Here is a 17,642-nt window from a genome sequence, read left to right on the forward strand (position 1 = left end):
TGCGCACCACACCGCAACCACAGGGCGCCACGCCCAGTCCGGCCCTGCGCGCTATAATGGGCCAGTTATTCGCGCGCGCGTGGCGCCCTCTACACCCCGAGCCGCGAGGACACGTGGATTCCGGCCGGCCATGCCCCACATGGCAAACCGAGAACCCGCACACCTAGCATTACAAGGAGAGCCATTTTGGCAACCAAGATTCGTCTGAAGCGACAGGGCAAGAAGTTCTACGCCTTCTACCGTGTGGTAGTCGTCGATTCCCGCAAGAAGCGTGACGGCAAGGTCATCGAGGAGATCGGTACCTACAACCCCAACACCCAGCCCTCGACCATCCAGATCAAGTCTGACCGCGCTCAGTACTGGCTCGGCGTCGGCGCTCAGCCGTCCGAGCCCGTCTTCAAGCTGCTGAACATCACCGGCGACTGGCAGAAGTACAAGGGCCTTGAAGGTGCCGAAGGCACCCTGAAGACCGTTGAGGCTGGCCCGGACGCCGAGGCCCGCATCGCAGCCGTCGAGAACCAGGCTCAGAAGCTGAAGGCCGCCAAGTCCGAAGCTGCCGCCAAGGCCAAGGCCTCAGCCGAAGCCGCTGCCGCCGCCGAGGAAGCTCCGGCTGAGGCCTGAGCGGAAACGAAAGGCTAGCTATGCTCGCACAGGCTGTGGAACACCTCATCAAGAACATCGTTGATTTTCCCGACGATGTTTCCGTCAAGTCTCATGAGAACGCGCGCGGCGAACTGCTTCGCGTACGCGTGAACCCGGAAGACATCGGCCGTGTGATCGGCCGTGGCGGCCGCACCGCCAACGCGATTCGCACCGTGATTCAGGCACTGTCTGACCACAAGGTCCGCGTTGACATCATGGACGTCCGTCGATAACCGATAAGGAACGATTCACAGCATGGCACAGCAAGACATGCACGACGACCCTCAGCAGCTCGAGTTGCTGAGGGTCGCTCGTATTGGCCGCGCACAGGGCCTGAAGGGCGAAGTCACCGTGCGCCTGTACACCGATGATCCCGAGTGGCGCTTCGAGCCGGACTCCGTGCTCTACAGCCAGGATGGCGAGACCGAGTACATCGTCGAGGGCTCGCGCACGCTCAAGAATCGTTGGATTCTCAAGCTTGAGGGCGTCGACGACCGCAATGCCGCCGAGGCCCTAAACGGCGTAGAACTGTACGGCGAGGTCGACGACGCAGAAGATATGCTCGAAGCCGACGAATGGTATCCCAAGGATCTTATTGGCCTTGAGGCCCGTCTAGTCGAGGGCAACGGTCTGGGACTGCCCGCCGGCCAAGTGGTCGGCAAAGTGGTGGATGTGATCGACTCCCCCGCCCAATCCCTGCTCAAGATTCGTTTGACCGATCCGGTGGTAACCGGACAGAATTCCAAGGGCGAGGATGTAGTCGAAAAGACCGCGTTGGTCCCGTTCGTGGAGGCCTTGGTCCCCGACATCGATCTGGAGGAGCAATACCTCACGCTCGATCCGCCCGGCGGTCTGATTCCCGGGCTGTAAACAGTCTTTCAAACCAATACCGAGTTCCACACTCAATTTATTCCATCGTAAAGGGCGGTCTTTCTGAGATTAGTCTCAGAAAGACCGCCCTTTGATTGCTCCTTAACATTTATACCGCGTAATATGGCTGAGCCTCACAGATAACCAAATGGGATGCCGAAGCGATCAAGACCCGTACCGATCGGCTGGTATCCGTTGCACTAAAACTACTGCGACTGCAATAAACTATAAAAAATGTGTGACGCTTACACATTTATGATATGATAAATGTGTAAGCGTCACACATTTATCATAGGATATTCGTCATGAAGCTCCAGCGAAAAGCACTGAAAACGCTCAAGCAGTGGAAGACCACACCTGACCATAAGCCTCTCCTGATCCGTGGCGCACGGCAGACAGGCAAGACATGGCTTGTCAACGAGTTCGCGAATGGACAATACGACAACATCGTCTCGGTTGATTTCATGCAGCGGCCATCCCTATCCGGGATATTCGAGCAGGATCTTGACCCGCAACGAATAATCCGTCAGCTCGAACTCGCCGCCAACCAACGGATACTCCCCGGCAGAACACTGCTCTTCTTTGACGAGATACAGGAAAGTCCGCTCGCGTTGACCTCTCTCAAATACTTCACCGAGCAGGCACCTGACTATGACATCATCGCCACCGGCTCCTACATGGGAATATCCAAGCACGACAAAACCTCTTTTCCTGTAGGAAAAGTCACCATGATGAACCTACATCCGCTCTCCTTCGCCGAATATCTGGACAGCATCGGACAAGACATGATCGCCGACACCATACGTGAAGGCCGGTTCGAGGACATTCCACAAGCTCTCGAACCTCAGATGAATGACCTACTCAAAACATATATGTGGGTCGGCGGCATGCCAGCAGCATTAAGCGCTCACCTGGATAACGGGATTCCGCAGGATGTGCGAACTGTCCAACAAGATATTCTCAACGCCTACGATCTTGATTTTTCCAAGCATGCCGCATATACGCTGGGCGAGCGTATCCGGCTTGTATGGAACACACTGCCATCACAACTTGCCAAGGAGAATCGCAAATTCGTTTACGGTGTTGTCAGGCAAGGAGCCCGCGCCCGCGAATATGAGGAAGCGCTCGCTTGGCTGACGGACTACGGAATCATTACCAAAGTCCCCCGCCTCGATGCTCTGCATATTCCTCTGACCGGATATGAGAGTCTTAACACGTTCAAGATCTATCTGGAAGACACGGGCATACTGGGCGCACTGTCCGGTCTCGACGTGAATACTCTGGTGAACAAGTCGAAGCTCTTTTCCGAATTCAAGGGCGCGTTCGTAGAACAATACGTATGTCAGCAGCTGGTAGCTCAAGGAATCAAACCCCGCTACTGGGCTAACCCAAATCCTCAAGGAAATGCGGAAATAGATTTCGTAATGGAACAGGGAGACGAGGTTTTTCCCATCGAAGTGAAGTCCTCTTCCAATATTCGTGCGAGAAGTCTCTCGTATGTCTGCAACAGATACGGGCTCCACGGTATCCGTATAGGAGAAATAGGCTATAGGAAGCAATCTTGGCTGACGAACATCCCACTTTGGTGCGTGGATGGGCTGGGTGAATATCTCAAACGTCAGATCGAAAAGAGCAGGGAAAATCCAGCGACCATCTGATTCTTTTTCTGATTTTTCGGGTATGTGAAATAGGTGGTTGAGTTTTGGTGATTCTCATACATCAATTCGGGCGAGGATGCCATCGCATATCTCAATGGCGCACTCGAAGAGGATGATCCCGCATTTGTGCAAGATGCGTTCGGTGTAGTCGCACGCGCACGAGGCATGACCAATGTGGCCCGAAAATCCGGCCTCGGCCGCGAATCCTTATATAAGGCGCTTCGCCCGAATTCGCAGCCCTCGTTCAACACCATCATGCGAGTCGCAGACGCACTTGACGCAGAACTCTATTCCCTGCCGAAGCGTAATCGTTCACCCACGAGCCGCGGCGGTGACGCGGGTCATGAAACGGTCGAGGAATTCCGGCACGTTGGCGCCCAATGCGACTTGGGTGTGTTTGTCGGGGTCCTGGAGCCGTGAACGATCGCCGATGGTACGGCCTCGGAACGGGCCCTCGAGATCGACTTGCAAGTTGAACCCGAAGGTCGTGACCAGCGATGGGTCGAGCGCGGCGGCCACGGCCAGCGGGTCGTGCAGTCCACATCCGCGAATCTCCGGCTGGTTCTTCAGGTAGAAGTCGATGTAGTAGTCGGTCATGGTGACGAGGAAGTCGCCGGCCGGCGTCCCCAGAGACGCCCATTCATGGGCTTTCTCACGGGTGAGCGCGGTCTGGTGGGTCACGTCGAGGCCGATCATGGTGGTGCGTGCGCCACACTTGAACAGATAGTCTGCTGCCTCTGGGTCTTGGGAGATGTTCGCTTCGGCGGCCGGGCTTACATTGCCGGGCAGCGTCAACGCACCGCCCATCAACGTCACGTTCACGCCGGAATCCTTCAGGTCCGGAGCGTTGCGGAATACAGTGGCCATGGTGGTCATCGCGCCCGTAGGTACGATAGTCAGGTCCGGGCCGTATTCGCGCGCGGCGGCGATGATGAAATCGACCGCCGAGCCCGGTGCTTCCGGAGCGCGCGGGGAGCCGGGGATGATTGCGCCGCCGATGCCGTTGGGATGGTGGACCGCCACCGAGCCGGGAGTTGGTGCCCACGAAGCGTCCGTTTGCCAGCCGTCCGCGCCGCCGTTCTGCCAGCGCGCGTAGGCCTGGGCCCGCTCGTCTGGTGTGGTGGCACGCATTGTCGGCAGCTTTTCCGGGGCGATGGGATGGTCGGCTCCGGGATAGACCGGAACGTCGTCACGGCCGAACAAGTGCAGCACCGCCAGCGCGTTGCGCGCGGCCAGCGGCACCGCGACATTGCCGTAGGTGGCCGTGATACCGATCAGATCAATCCCGTCGGCACTGCCTAGGGCATATGCGATGGCGAGCGCGTCATCGATGCCGGTATCGAGGTCGAGGATGAGTTTTTTGCGCACAATTATCTCCTTGCGGGACTACCCGGGACTATTCCGGCGACTACCCCTCAGTCTCGCTACGCGAGACAGCTCCCCTGACAAGGGGAGCTGAGAAAGTTCAGCCGAGCTTGGCGAGTTCTTCGGGGGTGAGTTCGAGCTGGTCAGCCTTGAGGGAGTCGAGGATGGTCTCGGGGTGGTGGGCGCCGGGAATCACGAACATGTGGTCGCCCTTGGCGAGCTCCCATGCCAGCACGACCTGCTGGTAGCTCACGCCGTGGGCCGCCGCGACCTCGCGGAATGGGTCGAACTTGGTCTCATCGTAGGGGTGACGGTAGCCGCCGAGCGGGCTCCAGCACACGAAGGCCAAGCCAACCTTGGCGCAGTAGTCGAGCGTGTCCTGGGTCTCCAAGTGAATCGGCGAGTACTGGTTCTGCACGGCCACGAGCTTGTCGCCCAGAATGCCGCGCGCAATGTCGATTTGCTCGATGGAGGCGTTGGAGATACCGGCCTCCTGCGCCACGCCCTCGTCCACCAGCTGCTTGATGGCTTCGACGGACTCGTTGTACGGCACCTTCGGGTCCGGGCGGTGGAAGTACAGCAGGTCGATGGTGTCCACGCCGAGCGCCAGTGCGCTCTCCTTGCCGCGCCGAATCAGGTTCTCCGGGCGACCGTCCACATCCCACGTGGGGCGGCCGTCGGTGAAGTTGCGGAAGTGGCCCACCTTGGTGGCCACCAGCACCTCGTCTTTCGGCCCCTTCCAGGTCTCAAGGGCCTCGCGCACCAGCTTTTCACCGGTCTGTTCTTCGGCGCCGGAGCAGTAGTAGGCCCAAGCGGTGTCGATGTGGCGGCAGCCGGCGTCCAGCGAGGCATGCAGGGTTCCGATGCCGACCTCGTGGCCGCGATTGTTTTCGATGGTCAGCGGCATTTCGCCGTGGCCGATGGCGGTGGTGGAGAACGGTCCGAGGTTACGGAACAATGCCATAGTGATTCCCTTCGTGAAACTTATGGAAACTCGATATCCACGATCAAGCCTAAGCATCCCGTTGGATTTCACACTCTCGGCCTGCCCGCACAATCAATCTATGAAATTTCCGCAACTTCACGGAATAGAAAACGCAACTTACTCATACCCAGTTCAGCGAAAACGAGGGGCCGGAACCCCATGGATTCCGGCTGTTCCGCTGATAGATCAGTGGCCTCGTCTGAGACTCATTCCCAGCAATACCAGTGCGGCAATGATGATGGCCGTCGACCACCCCTGTCCAACTTGATTGGCCAGGGCGATCAACAGGCCGGTCATCAGACCTTCCCGGTATTGCCGGTCTTGTCTCGGACGGTTGTCATGGTCGTTGCCTACCATGAGAACCTCCTCTTGAATTTTGAGACGTCATTATGCCGGTTGACACAACGACACCGCGCCAAAGTGCCACGCTAGTAGACCTTGGTTTGGTCAGTCCAGTGTACTGGTGAGCTTCGATGGAGGCTGGTATGCTGTGTTGTAGCAGAAAGGTCACGCTAGCTTCGAGGCAATCTTCTCGGCGGCGCCACAGACTTTCGCCCCGTTGGACCTGACTGTTGAGGTTTCCTCACCTCGATTTTGAGAGAAAGGCCCGATGTCTTATGACACCGGGCCTTTTACTTTCAAAGCTATAGGGACTTTCAGAAGCACACCGCTTACCGCCCGCCGAACGAACCGCCGCCGAATCCACCGCCACCGCCGTCGAATCCGCCGCCATCCGAGAAACTGCCGTCGAACCCGCCGCTGGACGCCGACGCTGGGGTTGCGCCGCGAATCGTGGCGCTGATCTCGTTGAATCCGGAGCCTAGCTGCGCACCGAAATCGAGGATGCCCGCCAAAGCTGGCACCCAGATGGTCGGAGCCTGCCGTACCGACGCCAGAACCAAGGCCAGTGCCATTGCCAGTACCCGTCCGCGACGAGTCATCATAAGTAGCGCCGATCGACCCATAGCGGAAGTTCCAATACACCAGCGAGTCAGTGGCATTGCCGTCCAACCAGTCAGGGTTCTGGATTTGCGGATATGCCTTGGCCAGCTCCCTCAGCGTCCGTTTGGACATGCCCATCGCCGTGGCATAGACCAAGTACTGGTCCCACAACGCCAAATCCACGGATCCACGATCGGAGAAGTCGCTGAAATCCGCCAGATACCGGCAGAATCCCAACACCTGCTTGCCATATTGCTGTGCGCCAAACCATAGGAATTTCTACGACGAATCCAATCGCCGACCGGCACCGTATTGTCGCTCGCAATCGGCTCCCACTGGAAGCGGGCGATGTCCTTGTACAGCGTGGTGACGCCCACAAACGTCATGGTCACGTCGAACTTCATGCTGCGCGCCGACCGAGTGGCCGGGATGTTCCAGCCAATCTCCAAATCCTTTACCCGCTTGCCAACCTGCCCTTGGTCATATTTTCGGTATTCGGCCCGGGTCTGATAGATCGGAATGCCGTCCGTCTCCGGCTTATAAATACGGATGAAGGCCGCTCGGCGTAACTGCCGAACGGCCTTCATCTTGTGACTTGCTCGTCTAGCCACCGGTCTCAGCCTAGTGTTGGATTGCCGGAAGGTAGTCCAACATCTCAGCCGAGATGCGCATCACGCCAGACGATTTACCTCACTTGGAGTGACGACCTTGCGAACCCAGACGGGATCCCATGGCCTCCTTGCGTTGGGCGAGTACCATGATCAGTCCACCGCCGAGCAACAGGATCATCGCGATGCCCATACTCAACGTATTTGAACCGGTCTCGGACAGCGGCGGCGTATACGTGTTCTCGAACGCCGGCGCCTTGTGGTCCGCGCCGAACAGGCCGGACGAATAGGATGCCGTGGCGCTCATCGTGCCATCGAGATTATCGACCACACTCACCTTCGCCGTATACACCGTCTTGTCGTAAGCAACACCAGTGGCCTTGCCCGCGACCTCACGGATCGTATACGTGTACTCGCCGGCCTTATCGAACGTGACCGGAGCGAACACGACCTTGCCGTTGGCCGAGTTCTTCACGGTCTCGACGGTCTTGCCATCCGCATCACGCAGCTCGAACCGGAACTCGCCATCCTTCAGGGCACGGCCCTTCAAGGTCTTGGTCGCGCCGAACGCGAAGGTAGTAGGCGCAGGCTGGTAGGTGTTCGCAATCACTGCGGTTGGATGGCCATCCTGATTCGGCACGGCCTCAGTCTTGCCACCGGAAGTCTTGTCCATCTTCACGGAAGCGACGAGGTTGCCGGTGCCATTATCCCGCACGGTGACCGTCGCCGTGTATAGCTCGTTCGAGTAGGAGACACCCGGAATCTGCTGTGCCTGTGCCGGCGTGACCTCACTGATGTGATACACATACGTACCGGCCTGCGAGTAGTTAATCTCGCCGAAGCCAAATGTGTTGCCATCGGTCACGGTCTTGGTGAGCTCACCGTTAGCCGCGCCCTCAGGCATCGGAGCATTATCAGCTGCCGCAAGCTTGAAGTCGAAGCTGTCGCCATCCTGCCATGCACGACCGTCAAGCTTCTTCTGCGCGTACAGCTGGGCCGTCGCCTTGGCTTCGGCAGGCTTGCGCTTGTCGTAGACGTTATACGTCTGATTCGCGGAAGGCGTGATGCCGTGGTCGTTCGCCTGCTTGAGCGCCTTGTCGTATGCGTCCTTGTCCGTACCCTTGAGCATGACATAATGCAGGCTCGGGTCAAGTTCGTAGGAGGTCGGAGCTGCGGTTTCCACAAAGAAGTACAGCACGTTGGTCTCGAGCGGGCTCTTGGTGCTGCCGAATGTGACGATGCCATCGACGTTGGTGGTGCCGTCCAGCACCTTCTTCGACGCATCGCGCACCTGCTTGTCGCTCACCGTGCCGGCAGGCAGCTTGCTCATATCGACCTTGTGCAGTTCGAACTTCGCACCTTGCAGCGAATGGCTCGGATCGGAGGCGTCGGCCTTGTTGATCTGGAGCGTACCCGCCGTGCCCGCGGTGCCGGCACCCGCGTTGTAGATGGTCCAGTCGTTTTCGGTGGTGGAGGAACCCTCTTCCATGCCACTCAACTGGGCGGTGTTCGACAGGTGCACCTTGTCACCGACTTCCCCGGAGGGGATGACCTCGTATTCAACGGTGATCGGGATGGAATCCGGCAAATCGATGGTCAACTTGGTGGTGGGGTTGCCGTCCTTGTCCTTGACGCTGTCCACCGTCACCTTCGCCGTCACGATGGCACCCGTCAGCGAGTTGGTGATCTTCAGCGACGAGTTGACGAAGGTGGCCTTGGCATCCATCACATCGGTGAGCGTGAGGGTGTCGTTGTTCTTGATGAGGTCGGCACCCTGCGGATTCACCTTGATGGTGTACTTGATGTGGTTCGAGTTGCTGACCTGCGCGCCGCTCTTGTCGATCACATCGGTTGTGCCCTTGACCGTGGCGTTGCTGCTGCCGAAGTTCGTGGAGCCGGAGCCCACCTCGGCATGGTTGGAGAAGACCACGTCCTTGCCGGTGGATTTGGCGACGGTCTTGTAGGTGACTTCGGCGTAGGCGAAGCAGGTACCGTCAGCTCGCGTGAGGCGTTTGGTGTCGATGGAGAAGTTCAGCGTACCACCGGTGATGGTGGGGGTGATCTCCGTCACCGGCACCGCATACGGCCACCAACGGGCACTATATCTCGCGGACCCGGGCACATAGCTCATGCCCTTAGGCAGCGTGTCGGTGACGGTGATGGGCTGCCCCTTCACATCGACCTTGCCATGGCCTATATTCGACTGATCGATATTGGCCTTCACCTTCCATGCGGCCACCCATGCGCCCACGGTGGTGTCGGTGGGATCAACATCGCTCCACTTGAAGTTCTTGTCCCACGTCATGTTGCCGGACTTCTCGACCAGGTTGTTCTTCTCGATGTTGTACTGGGCGCTGGCGGACGTCGTCTTGTCGTTCAGCTTCACCTGTGCGGTGTTGTCGTAATAGCCGGGAGCGGTGTCGCCGATGGTCCAGTAGGTCACCTTCACGTCCGCGGAACCGATGGCGCCACGAATGTCGGTGGAATCCTTGAACGTGATGTTGATGTTCTTCTTTTCGTAGGTGAGCGTGTAATCAGCGCTTTCAACAAGGGTCTTGCTGCCCAGCGTGAGCACGGGCTTCTTTTCCATGTCGAACGTGATGCCCGATCCAGCGCCCCGCAGGCCGTTGTCGATGAATTCGATCTTGGTGGGGATGGTGCCCTTATCCATCAACGACATCTTGACCAGCGACGACCATTCCACCTTGCCGTCGGTGGCGGCGGTGTTCTTGTCGATCTGCTTGGTGACGTACGTCTTGGCATCGTTCGGCTGGAACGACCCCTCGCTGGAGCCACCGGGTTTGCCCTCATCGGGCGGGGTGACCGTGCCCTTGTTGGAGACCTTGTCCATGGAGGAAGGGTCATCGAGTTTGGTGTGGTAACGGATCACATACTGCTTCTTACCCGCGTCCTTGCCGAATGTGTACGTGAAGCTCGTGGCATCACCCGGGATTTTGCCGGTATCAATGACCTTCCAGTTGTTGGGGTCAACGACTTCGAACGTGCCCTTGTAGTGCTGACCGCCTTCAAGCGTATCCGTGAAGACGTAACCGCCCATGTCCGCTTTCAGGTCGCCGGAGTTGAGCGTCACTTCCCACGCGATGTCGTCCGCGGTGCCGGTGCCGTCTTTCTTGCTAATCATGTTGTAGCTGAAGTTCGGTGTGGTGTCATCCTCGCCGGGCTTGTCGGAGCCCTCCCAAGTCCACTGTGCGGTGTTCTTGGCGTCATTGAGCTTGCCGCCAGCGAGCAGCGTCCGCTTCGCCGCATCGCTCAGGTCGGCGGTGTAGGTCAGCGTGTGCTCGCCGGTCTTGAGGTCGCCAAGCGTGACCGTGGCCACCTGCCCGCTGATGGACACATTACCGGCGGGCAATGCCGTGCCGTCGAGCGCGAACGAACCGTCCCGGAATACGAAGTTGCTGCCCATCGTATCGGTGACGACCACGTTCTTGGCATCTAATTTGTTATTCAGCGTAACGGAGAAGGTCACGGTGCCGTCGCCGTTGAGTTTCCACGTCTTCTTGCCGCCCAGTTCGAACTTATCGGCAACGATGGTGATGTCACCCTTGGTGCCGGGGAAATGTATCTTGGTCCCATCCCCTGTCTCACTCGGCTCGTTGTTCAGGGTGAGATCGAAGTTCACGTATGCGGAGATATCCGTGTAGTGGTTCTTCAACCAATCCTCGTTGTACTTGAACATCGCTACATTGTCTTTGATCAGCCATGTACCAGCCAGCACGCCGTCTGCGTATAGATCGCTTTCCTCGACGTTCTTCACGTCAATGTTGTCTGGGAAGGTGTATCTGATGTTTGGGTTATCCAACGTCGGCTTGTCTGCATCGCTGAACTTGATGGTCACCTTGCCGTACAGCGTATCACCCGGCTTGAGCTTATCCGTTGCCGGGTCGAACGGCGTGCCCTTATTGTCCTTGTAAAACTCGGCGGTAACCGTACTCGTCGTGCCATCGCCGATGTTATGTGACGGGCTGCTCGGATTGAAATCGGGGATATCAGCCGCATTCGCCACGGATGTGAATCCCACACCGGTGATGAGCAACGCCATTGCTGTAATTAACGCTATACACACGCGGCCTACCGCATTGCCAAACAGACGCATCATAAACTCCTTTCCGTCTTCTCTTGTCAAGACGATAAGGAGATCAACCCACAAACAACCCAATAAGCCTACGTCAATAGGGGCACCCTATCGCCATCGGGCATCAAGAGTAGCCCCCCCCCCGGTACAAAAAGGAGCTAAAGAAGGGGTAATGCGTATTTAACGACCGCCGAACGAACCACCGCCGGAACCGCCGAACGAGCCGCCGAAACCGGAGCCGCCGCCCGAGCCGAAGCTGGAGAAATCGCCACCGGAATCGGCGGATGGTGCTGCCGCGCTGATGGTCGAGCTGATGTCCGCCAGACCGGAGTTCAGCTGCGAGCCGAGGTCGGAGAATCCGCCGGCAAACGATGTGCCTCCGTAAGCCGGAGCTGGGCCGCCAACGCCTAGGTCCATCTGCCCGGCAGCATCGTGGTCGAATGGACCATTATGACGGTGGCTGTACCAGCCATACGGGCGGTAGTTCCAGTAGAACAACGAGTTGGAGGCGTTGGCATCCAGCCAAGCCGGGTCGTTGACCTGAGGATATGCTCTGGCCAGTTCACGCATCACGCGATCGGAAATGCCAAACGCGGCGGCGTAGACCATATACCAATCCCACAAGGCCAAATCGGCGGCACCCCGGTCGGTGAAGTTGGAGAAGTCTTCCATATAACGCTTAAGGCCCAGAGTCCGGCCGGCGATATCCTGCCCTTGATCAGTGAGCACGGTCATCGCGCCGGCCATCGAGCAGAACAGTCCGACCAGGGATACCGGCAGCCCGATAAGACCAGCCACCGGGTATCCGATAAAGCTGTTGGCCAGCAGCGAACCAAATCCCAGCACGGCGGCCAATACGCCGGGTAGGATCCATTGCCAGCCCACAGAGCGCGCGGCACCCAGCCGCTGGTATTCCATGCTGCATGCACCGGTGAATTTGCCGAGCTCAATATAGCCGTCTTGCCAGTTCTGGCAGGTCGCCTTCATCTGGTTCAGGTCGAATACCGGGCTGCCCACGCGCTGCGAAATGACGATGAGCAGGTTCAGCAGCGCATCTTCCGATTCACTCAATCCCAACTGTTGCGCGTTGGGTGCCTCATCAATGGCGAGCGGCAGAATCACGATGGTGCTGGTGATGCCTGCCGCATACCGCTTGCCTTGGTCGGCGGCAATCATTTGGCTCAAGCCCACCGGCGTGGCCCGGCTCATGTCGATGCCGCGATACATGTCCGACGGCCCCGGATAGACGGCAATGGCCTTCTTGACGGCGAGCGACAGCATGGTGGCGGTCAGCTGGCGGTCTTCATCGGATTGGCGCGTCGACGGATCGACCACGCGAATCAGACGGGCTGCGGAAGCCGGACTGATGCCGGGCTGGTCGCGCCAGTATTCGACGCTGCCACTGTATTGCGCATGCCGGTTGCTGGAGATCACAGCCCAGATACCCCACGCGCACAACGCGATGCCGAGCACGATGCTGACAATCCAGAACACGAGACGAGCTCTGGCAGCGAATCGTTGCTTGTCGAGCCAGCGCTGCTGTTGCTTATATTCGTCCTGTTTCAGGTCCTTGAGATGATTGCCGGTTCCCTTGCGGGCGATGCCCTTGGCTTTGGCGGCATCGAACGCCGCGACCACATCGAGGTAGTCGCCATTGTGGATGTTGTAGGCCGTGAACGTGTAGCTGCCGTCGCTGTTGCGCTTGGTTTCCGAGGTGCGCTCGGTGTGCAGCCATGCCCATGAGGTTTTGCCGGTGATGCCGTTGGGGAAGTGGACGGTGCCGGTGACCGTGCCGATAGGCACTTGGTTCTTCTTGCCGAACGGCTCCCATTGGAAGGAGGCCACGTCTTTCCATTTGGTGGCCACATCGTGCATGGTGAAGCTTACATCGAACTTCATGCTGTCGGCCTCGGTGGTGACCGGAATATTCCAGCCGATCTCCACGGTTGTGTTATCTTCGGTGGCGGAGGCGCTGGGCTTGAGGCCATCGGTACCGGGCGTGTATGCCTTTGGATGGTCGCTGCCATCGCTCACATCGGCGACATACCAATGGTTGGCGTAGTCGCTGTTCCATTCCTTGTCGGAAGAGACATCACTGGGCAGCTTGGGCTCGCTCTGTTGTGCGTAGTCGATGCCGTCGGTGACGTTGCGCACGCTGATATCACTGATATCAGTCAGGGTGCCGGAGTTCAGCGTGTATTGCTGAAACAGTTGCTTCCACGGCTTGGTGTTGTCGTCACTGTCGGTACGCTCACGCATCTTGACGTCGATATGCTGCGTGACCTTCAAATCACCGTTCGCGGTGGCGGTCACGTCATAGTCCAGCGTGCGGTAGCTGAGGTCGGCCGAATCGCCGAACGCGGAAGTCCCGATTATCGCCAAGGTGATAACTGCCAACACCACCGTGGCAACAATGCTGATGATTCCGGCGCGAATGAATCGTATCCGCATATCTTCCCTCTCTTAAGACAATACGGGCCCGGCCGGCGGCTTACCGGACGGGCCTGGAACGGGTCAGAACTGGACCTGTGGCACCTGACGGGAGGCATCATCGGCCTCGAAGTATTGCGCCTGTTCAAAGTGGAACAGACCGGCGATGATGTTCGTCGGCACGGTTTCGATGGCGGTGTTGAGCTTCAGGACCACGTCGTTGTAGAACTGACGGGCGTAGGCGATCTTGTTCTCCAGTTCCTTGAGCTGGTTCTGCAGATCCATGAAGTTCTGGTTGGCTTGCAGCTGCGGATATGCCTCAGCCGTGGCTTGCAGGTTGAACAGGGCGCGGGACAGCTGGTTTTCAGCGGCGGCGCGCTGAGCAGTGGTCGTGCTCGGGTTGCTGGCCGCAGCCACTACGCCGGCGCGGGCGGCGGTCACCTGAGTGAAGACTTCAGACTCATGGGATGCGTACCCCTTGACGGTATTCACCAGGTTCGGGATGAGGTCGACGCGCTGCTTCAACTGCACGTCGATTTGCGCCCAACCGTTTTTCACACGGTTCTTCAGCGTCACCAGGTTGTTATAGGCGCTGACGCCCCAACCAATCAAGACAACGATAATAACGACAACGACGATGCTGACGATCAGACCAGTACTCACCTATGCTCCTTTGCTGGACCTTGCTGTGACCATTCTTCCACACTCGCACGTAAACAGAAAATTTATCACAGAGTGTTCATCGTGCGGACTTGTCTTGTACCACTTTACCGCCGTTCTCCCGTCGATCGACCGAAGCGGGAAGTCGCCGACGAACCGACCGGCAATCTCGATCTGGCCACGCAGGACGACATTATGGCGATTTTCAAGCATCTGGCCCATAACGAGAACGAATGCGTGATCATCGTGACCCACAGCCCCGAAGTCGCCGCCCAGTCTGACGAAGTATTCCAGCTCGCTCCGTTGCGAGAACGGTAATACTCGGCAATACTCGCGCTAAATATGCGAAAGCCCGCCTTGCGGCGGGCTTTGTCGTTTCTCCTACGCACAAATCATTACGCTGCGCGCAGGAAACGATCAGCCGAACCTTCCAGAGATGTAGCGCTCGGCTTCTTCGTTTTGCGGGTTGTTGAACATCGTGATGGTGTCCGCGAAGTACTCGAGGTGACCGGGCTGGCCCACGGCCTTCAGGTTGAAGAAGGCGGTGTAGTCGGCGATACGGGCGGCCTGCTGCATGTTGTGGGTCACGATCACGATGGTGTAGTCGCTCTTGAGCTCGTTGACCAGATCCTCGACAGCCAGGGTCGAAATCGGGTCCAAAGCGGAGCAGGGCTCATCCATGAGCAGCACCTGCGGGTGGACGGCCACGGCGCGGGCGATGCACAGACGCTGCTGCTGGCCACCGGACAGGCCGATGCCAGGGTTGTCAAGACGGTCCTTGACCTCTTCCCAGAGGTTGGCACCGCGCAGAGCCCACTCGACCAGATCGTCGGCGTCGGACTTGGCCAGGTGGTGGTTGTTCAGGCGCACACCGGCCAGCACGTTCTCGCGGATGGACATGGTCGGGAACGGGTTCGGGCGCTGGAAGACCATGCCGACGTCGCGGCGCACGGCCACCGGATCCACGTCCTTGTCGTACAGGTTCTTGCCTTCGAGCAGCACCTCGCCCTCGACGTGAGCGCCAGGGATGATCTCATGCATACGGTCCAAGGTGCGCAGCACGGTGGACTTGCCGCAGCCGGACGGGCCGATGAAGGAGGTGACCTTGTTCGGCTCGATGTTGATGTTCACATCTTCCACGGCCAGAAAGTCGCCGTAGTAGATGTTCTCGTGGTTGACGTCAATACGTTGTCCCATGATGTTTCCTTATATTTCCTTGTGTTCTTAAGGCTTAGGCTTAGCGATTGGCTTAGCGCTCGGTCTTGACGGCGAAGACCTTCGCCACGATTCGGCCAATGAGGTTCAGCAGCAGCACGATGACGATCAGCACGAGAGCCGCAGCCCACGCACGTTCCATCGGAATCGTGGTCACGCAGGTGGCGTCGGCGTTGGGCGGGCAGTTCGCGCTGAGCTTCGAGTACTCCTGGTAGACGAACACCGGCAGGGTGGTCATCTGGCCGGAGAACAGGTTCATGTTGGTGCTGGAGATGTAGCCGGCGGTCATCAGCAACGGTGCGGTCTCACCAATCACGCGGGCGATGGCCAGAATGGCACCGGAGACGATGCCCGGCAGAGCGGTGCGCAGCACGATCTTGGTAATCGTGCGCTGCTTGGTAACGCCCAGAGCCAAGGAAGCCTCACGCAAATCGTTCGGCACGATCTTGAGCATTTCCTCGCTGGACTTGACCACGGTGGGCAGCATCAGCAGGGAGAGAGCCACGGAGCCTTCGAAACCGTTGATGGTACCGGGGCCCAGCAGAATCATGAACATCGAGAAGGCGAACAGGCCGGCCACGATGGACGGGATGCCGCTCATCACGTCGACGAGCAGGGAAATCGTGGTGGCAAGCTTGCCGCGGTTCGAGTATTCGACCAGGTACACGGCGCACATCAAACCGATCGGAATGGAGATAACCATAGCGCCAGCGGTGATTTCGAGAGTACCGATGATGGCGTGCAGCACGCCGCCGTAACCACCGGACGCGGTCTGGTTACCACCGACCACACCGGTCATGTTGTAGCTCAGGAAGTTCAGGTTCAGGCGCTTGATGCCGTTGACGATAGTGGTCCACAGCAGGGAGATCAGCGGGATGCAGGCGATCACAAACGCCACCGCGATCAGGACCCACATGAAGTGGTCCATGATATTACGGCGCTGGATGGCGGAACGGGTCGGGCGGAAACGATCGAAGTCGATTTCGGGCGCGCCGTCCATCGGAGTCTTTTCAGTGTTCTCAGCAGCAGTCATCACGCAGTCGCTTTCTCGGTAAGCTTACGGGCGATGAAGTTGACCACGAACGTGATCAGGAACAGAATCAGACCGGTTCCGATCAGCGTGGAGACGCCCAGATCGTTGGCTTCAGGGTACTGTGCGGCAATATTCGCGGCGATGGTCTGGTTCTGCGAGGCCTGCAGCAACTTGATGGAGTAGTTGAGGCCCGGGGACAGGATCATCAACACGGCCATCGTCTCACCAAGCGCGCGGCCGAGAGCCAGCATGGAGGCGGACACGATACCGGACTTGCCGAAGGGCAGCACGGCCAGACGAATCATCTCCCACTTGGTGGCGCCGAGCGCCAGCGCGGCCTCTTCGTGCAGGCGCGGGGTCTGCATGAAGATATCGCGGGACATGGAGGTGATAATCGGCAAAATCATAACGGCGAGCACCACAGCCACGGTGGCGACGGTGCGCGGCGGGTTGGCGGCCGGCCCCTCGAACAGTGGAATGAAGCCCAGGTGGTTGGCAACCCAGTTCCAGAACGGGTAGATGGCCGGCACCAGAATCAGGCCGCCCCACAAACCGTAGATAACGGACGGGATGGCAGCCAGCAGATCGACCACATAGCTCAGCGCGGTGGCGAGCTTCTTAGGTGCATAATGCGAAATGAACAGCGCAATGCCGATGGACACGAAGAAGGCAATCAGCAGTGCCAGCAAAGACACGAGCACAGTACCGAACAACAGCGGGAGCACGTAGCCCCAGAAGCTGCTGGCCTTGCCGCCGGTAAAGCTGGACACGGTCTGGCTGTTGGCGGCCTGATCGCCACCGATGAGTGGCCAGGCGCGGGAGAACAGGAACAGGAACACAGCGGCAAGTACAACCAGGATCAGGATGCCGCAGGCGGATGCCACACCGCGAAACACCTTGTCGGCGGTCTTGCCACCAACTGGCTGCACAGCCGTTTTGTCTTGCGAACTCACGGATTCTCCTTATATAGGGTGGTTATCAAGTATTCAAGTGGTGCGGTTTTCGTCTGTAACGTTGCCAAACCGTTCGGGTCCTGACCCGCCTTAAGCCGCAGCCGTATGGCTTACGACTGCGGCTTAAAGTTGGCGGCGACTGCTCTTACTACTACAGTCTATCGTTCAGTTGTCAGGTCCAGTCCACA

At 58.5% G+C, this 17,642-nt stretch carries 15 protein-coding genes and 3 pseudogenes; 6 read left to right on the forward strand and 12 right to left on the reverse strand.

The genetic code is table 11. The annotated features are described in order from the left end of the window. The first annotated feature begins 186 nt into the window (after positions 1-186). The 5 genes from rpsP to ACEUKI_RS03680 all read left to right on the forward strand — a co-directional run bounded on the left by rpsP (position 187) and on the right by ACEUKI_RS03680 (position 3,590). Positions 187-621: a 30S ribosomal protein S16 gene (gene rpsP / locus ACEUKI_RS03660; RefSeq protein ID WP_080785405.1), complete on the forward strand. Its 435-nt coding sequence runs from the start codon at positions 187-189 to the stop codon at positions 619-621. A 20-nt stretch (positions 622-641) separates the two neighbouring features. After that, positions 642-875 (forward strand): RNA-binding protein, encoded by a 234-nt coding sequence (locus ACEUKI_RS03665; protein ID WP_007051427.1) that lies wholly within the window; start codon positions 642-644, stop codon positions 873-875. Between the two features lie 22 nt (positions 876-897). Continuing rightward, complete coding sequence (gene rimM, locus ACEUKI_RS03670; RefSeq protein WP_080785406.1) at positions 898-1,512, forward strand: ribosome maturation factor RimM; 615 nt, start codon at positions 898-900, stop codon at positions 1,510-1,512. A 305-nt stretch (positions 1,513-1,817) separates the two neighbouring features. Continuing rightward, positions 1,818-3,170, forward strand: coding sequence for an ATP-binding protein (locus ACEUKI_RS03675; protein ID WP_251847902.1), 1,353 nt, complete (start codon positions 1,818-1,820; stop codon positions 3,168-3,170). 60 nt (positions 3,171-3,230) lie between these two features. Beyond that, complete coding sequence (locus ACEUKI_RS03680; RefSeq protein ID WP_080785408.1) at positions 3,231-3,590, forward strand: addiction module antidote protein; 360 nt, start codon at positions 3,231-3,233, stop codon at positions 3,588-3,590. Here ACEUKI_RS03680 and ACEUKI_RS03685 read toward each other — a convergent pair. The 9 genes and pseudogenes from ACEUKI_RS03685 to ACEUKI_RS03725 all read right to left on the reverse strand — a co-directional run bounded on the left by ACEUKI_RS03685 (position 3,483) and on the right by ACEUKI_RS03725 (position 14,256). Beyond that, complete coding sequence (locus ACEUKI_RS03685; protein WP_080785409.1) at positions 3,483-4,538, reverse strand: nucleoside hydrolase; 1,056 nt, start codon at positions 4,536-4,538, stop codon at positions 3,483-3,485. The two genes, ACEUKI_RS03680 and ACEUKI_RS03685, sit on opposite strands and share 108 nt — an antisense overlap. 97 nt (positions 4,539-4,635) lie before the next feature. Further along, positions 4,636-5,499 carry an aldo/keto reductase gene (locus tag ACEUKI_RS03690; protein WP_374156514.1) on the reverse strand — a complete coding sequence of 288 codons (864 nt, stop codon included), beginning with the start codon at positions 5,497-5,499 and terminating at the stop codon, positions 4,636-4,638. A 207-nt stretch (positions 5,500-5,706) separates the two neighbouring features. Further along, positions 5,707-5,877, reverse strand: coding sequence for a hypothetical protein (locus ACEUKI_RS03695; RefSeq protein WP_168928626.1), 171 nt, complete (start codon positions 5,875-5,877; stop codon positions 5,707-5,709). 314 nt (positions 5,878-6,191) lie between these two features. After that, positions 6,192-6,464 (reverse strand): hypothetical protein, encoded by a 273-nt coding sequence (locus tag ACEUKI_RS03700; protein ID WP_374156537.1) that lies wholly within the window; start codon positions 6,462-6,464, stop codon positions 6,192-6,194. A gap of 15 nt (positions 6,465-6,479) precedes the next feature. After that, a pseudogene (locus ACEUKI_RS03705) lies at positions 6,480-6,699 on the reverse strand (hypothetical protein); the annotation flags it as partial. Positions 6,700-6,770: 71 nt separating this feature from the next. Beyond that, a pseudogene (locus tag ACEUKI_RS03710) lies at positions 6,771-7,049 on the reverse strand (hypothetical protein); the annotation flags it as partial. Positions 7,050-7,152: 103 nt separating this feature from the next. Further along, entirely contained in the window at positions 7,153-11,187 is a 4,035-nt protein-coding gene (locus ACEUKI_RS03715; protein ID WP_374156515.1) for a Spy0128 family protein, read from the reverse strand. A 156-nt stretch (positions 11,188-11,343) separates the two neighbouring features. Continuing rightward, entirely contained in the window at positions 11,344-13,614 is a 2,271-nt protein-coding gene (locus ACEUKI_RS03720) for a DUF2207 domain-containing protein (protein ID WP_115770622.1), read from the reverse strand. Positions 13,615-13,677: 63 nt separating this feature from the next. Next, complete coding sequence (locus ACEUKI_RS03725; RefSeq protein WP_374156516.1) at positions 13,678-14,256, reverse strand: LemA family protein; 579 nt, start codon at positions 14,254-14,256, stop codon at positions 13,678-13,680. Between the two features lie 129 nt (positions 14,257-14,385). On the opposite strand from ACEUKI_RS03725, the pseudogene ACEUKI_RS03730 reads away from it, so the two are divergent. Further along, positions 14,386-14,571: pseudogene (locus ACEUKI_RS03730) on the forward strand (ABC transporter ATP-binding protein); the annotation flags it as partial. A gap of 99 nt (positions 14,572-14,670) precedes the next feature. Here the strand turns inward: ACEUKI_RS03730 and pstB are convergent. Genes pstB through pstC form a run of 3 tightly spaced genes read right to left on the reverse strand, consistent with a single transcriptional unit; the run spans position 14,671 to position 17,454 of the window. Continuing rightward, positions 14,671-15,450 carry a phosphate ABC transporter ATP-binding protein PstB gene (gene pstB, locus ACEUKI_RS03735; protein WP_080785413.1) on the reverse strand — a complete coding sequence of 260 codons (780 nt, stop codon included), beginning with the start codon at positions 15,448-15,450 and terminating at the stop codon, positions 14,671-14,673. Positions 15,451-15,502: 52 nt separating this feature from the next. Then, positions 15,503-16,501 (reverse strand): phosphate ABC transporter permease PstA, encoded by a 999-nt coding sequence (gene pstA / locus ACEUKI_RS03740; RefSeq protein ID WP_179133498.1) that lies wholly within the window; start codon positions 16,499-16,501, stop codon positions 15,503-15,505. Beyond that, positions 16,501-17,454, reverse strand: coding sequence for a phosphate ABC transporter permease subunit PstC (gene pstC / locus ACEUKI_RS03745; RefSeq protein WP_144169713.1), 954 nt, complete (start codon positions 17,452-17,454; stop codon positions 16,501-16,503). Before pstC ends, pstA begins: the two co-directional genes overlap by 1 nt. Positions 17,455-17,642 lie beyond the last annotated feature (188 nt).

It is taken from the genome of Bifidobacterium sp. 2450 (assembly GCF_041900695.1).
GTDB classification, from domain to species: domain Bacteria; phylum Actinomycetota; class Actinomycetes; order Actinomycetales; family Bifidobacteriaceae; genus Bifidobacterium; species Bifidobacterium longum.

What these genes read in the sequence shown, in the direction of transcription:
- ACEUKI_RS03665 (WP_007051427.1), top strand. Translation starts at nt 642, where the DNA reads ATGCTCGCACAGGCTGTGGAACACCTCATCAAGAACATCGTTGATTTT.
- rimM (WP_080785406.1), top strand. Translation starts at nt 898, where the DNA reads ATGGCACAGCAAGACATGCACGACGACCCTCAGCAGCTCGAGTTGCTG.
- ACEUKI_RS03675 (WP_251847902.1), top strand. Translation starts at nt 1,818, where the DNA reads ATGAAGCTCCAGCGAAAAGCACTGAAAACGCTCAAGCAGTGGAAGACC.
- ACEUKI_RS03690 (WP_374156514.1), bottom strand. Translation starts at nt 5,499, where the DNA reads ATGGCATTGTTCCGTAACCTCGGACCGTTCTCCACCACCGCCATCGGC.
- ACEUKI_RS03695 (WP_168928626.1), bottom strand. Translation starts at nt 5,877, where the DNA reads ATGGTAGGCAACGACCATGACAACCGTCCGAGACAAGACCGGCAATAC.
- ACEUKI_RS03700 (WP_374156537.1), bottom strand. Translation starts at nt 6,464, where the DNA reads ATGATGACTCGTCGCGGACGGGTACTGGCAATGGCACTGGCCTTGGTT.
- ACEUKI_RS03715 (WP_374156515.1), bottom strand. Translation starts at nt 11,187, where the DNA reads ATGATGCGTCTGTTTGGCAATGCGGTAGGCCGCGTGTGTATAGCGTTA.
- ACEUKI_RS03720 (WP_115770622.1), bottom strand. Translation starts at nt 13,614, where the DNA reads ATGCGGATACGATTCATTCGCGCCGGAATCATCAGCATTGTTGCCACG.
- pstB (WP_080785413.1), bottom strand. Translation starts at nt 15,450, where the DNA reads ATGGGACAACGTATTGACGTCAACCACGAGAACATCTACTACGGCGAC.
- pstA (WP_179133498.1), bottom strand. Translation starts at nt 16,501, where the DNA reads ATGACTGCTGCTGAGAACACTGAAAAGACTCCGATGGACGGCGCGCCC.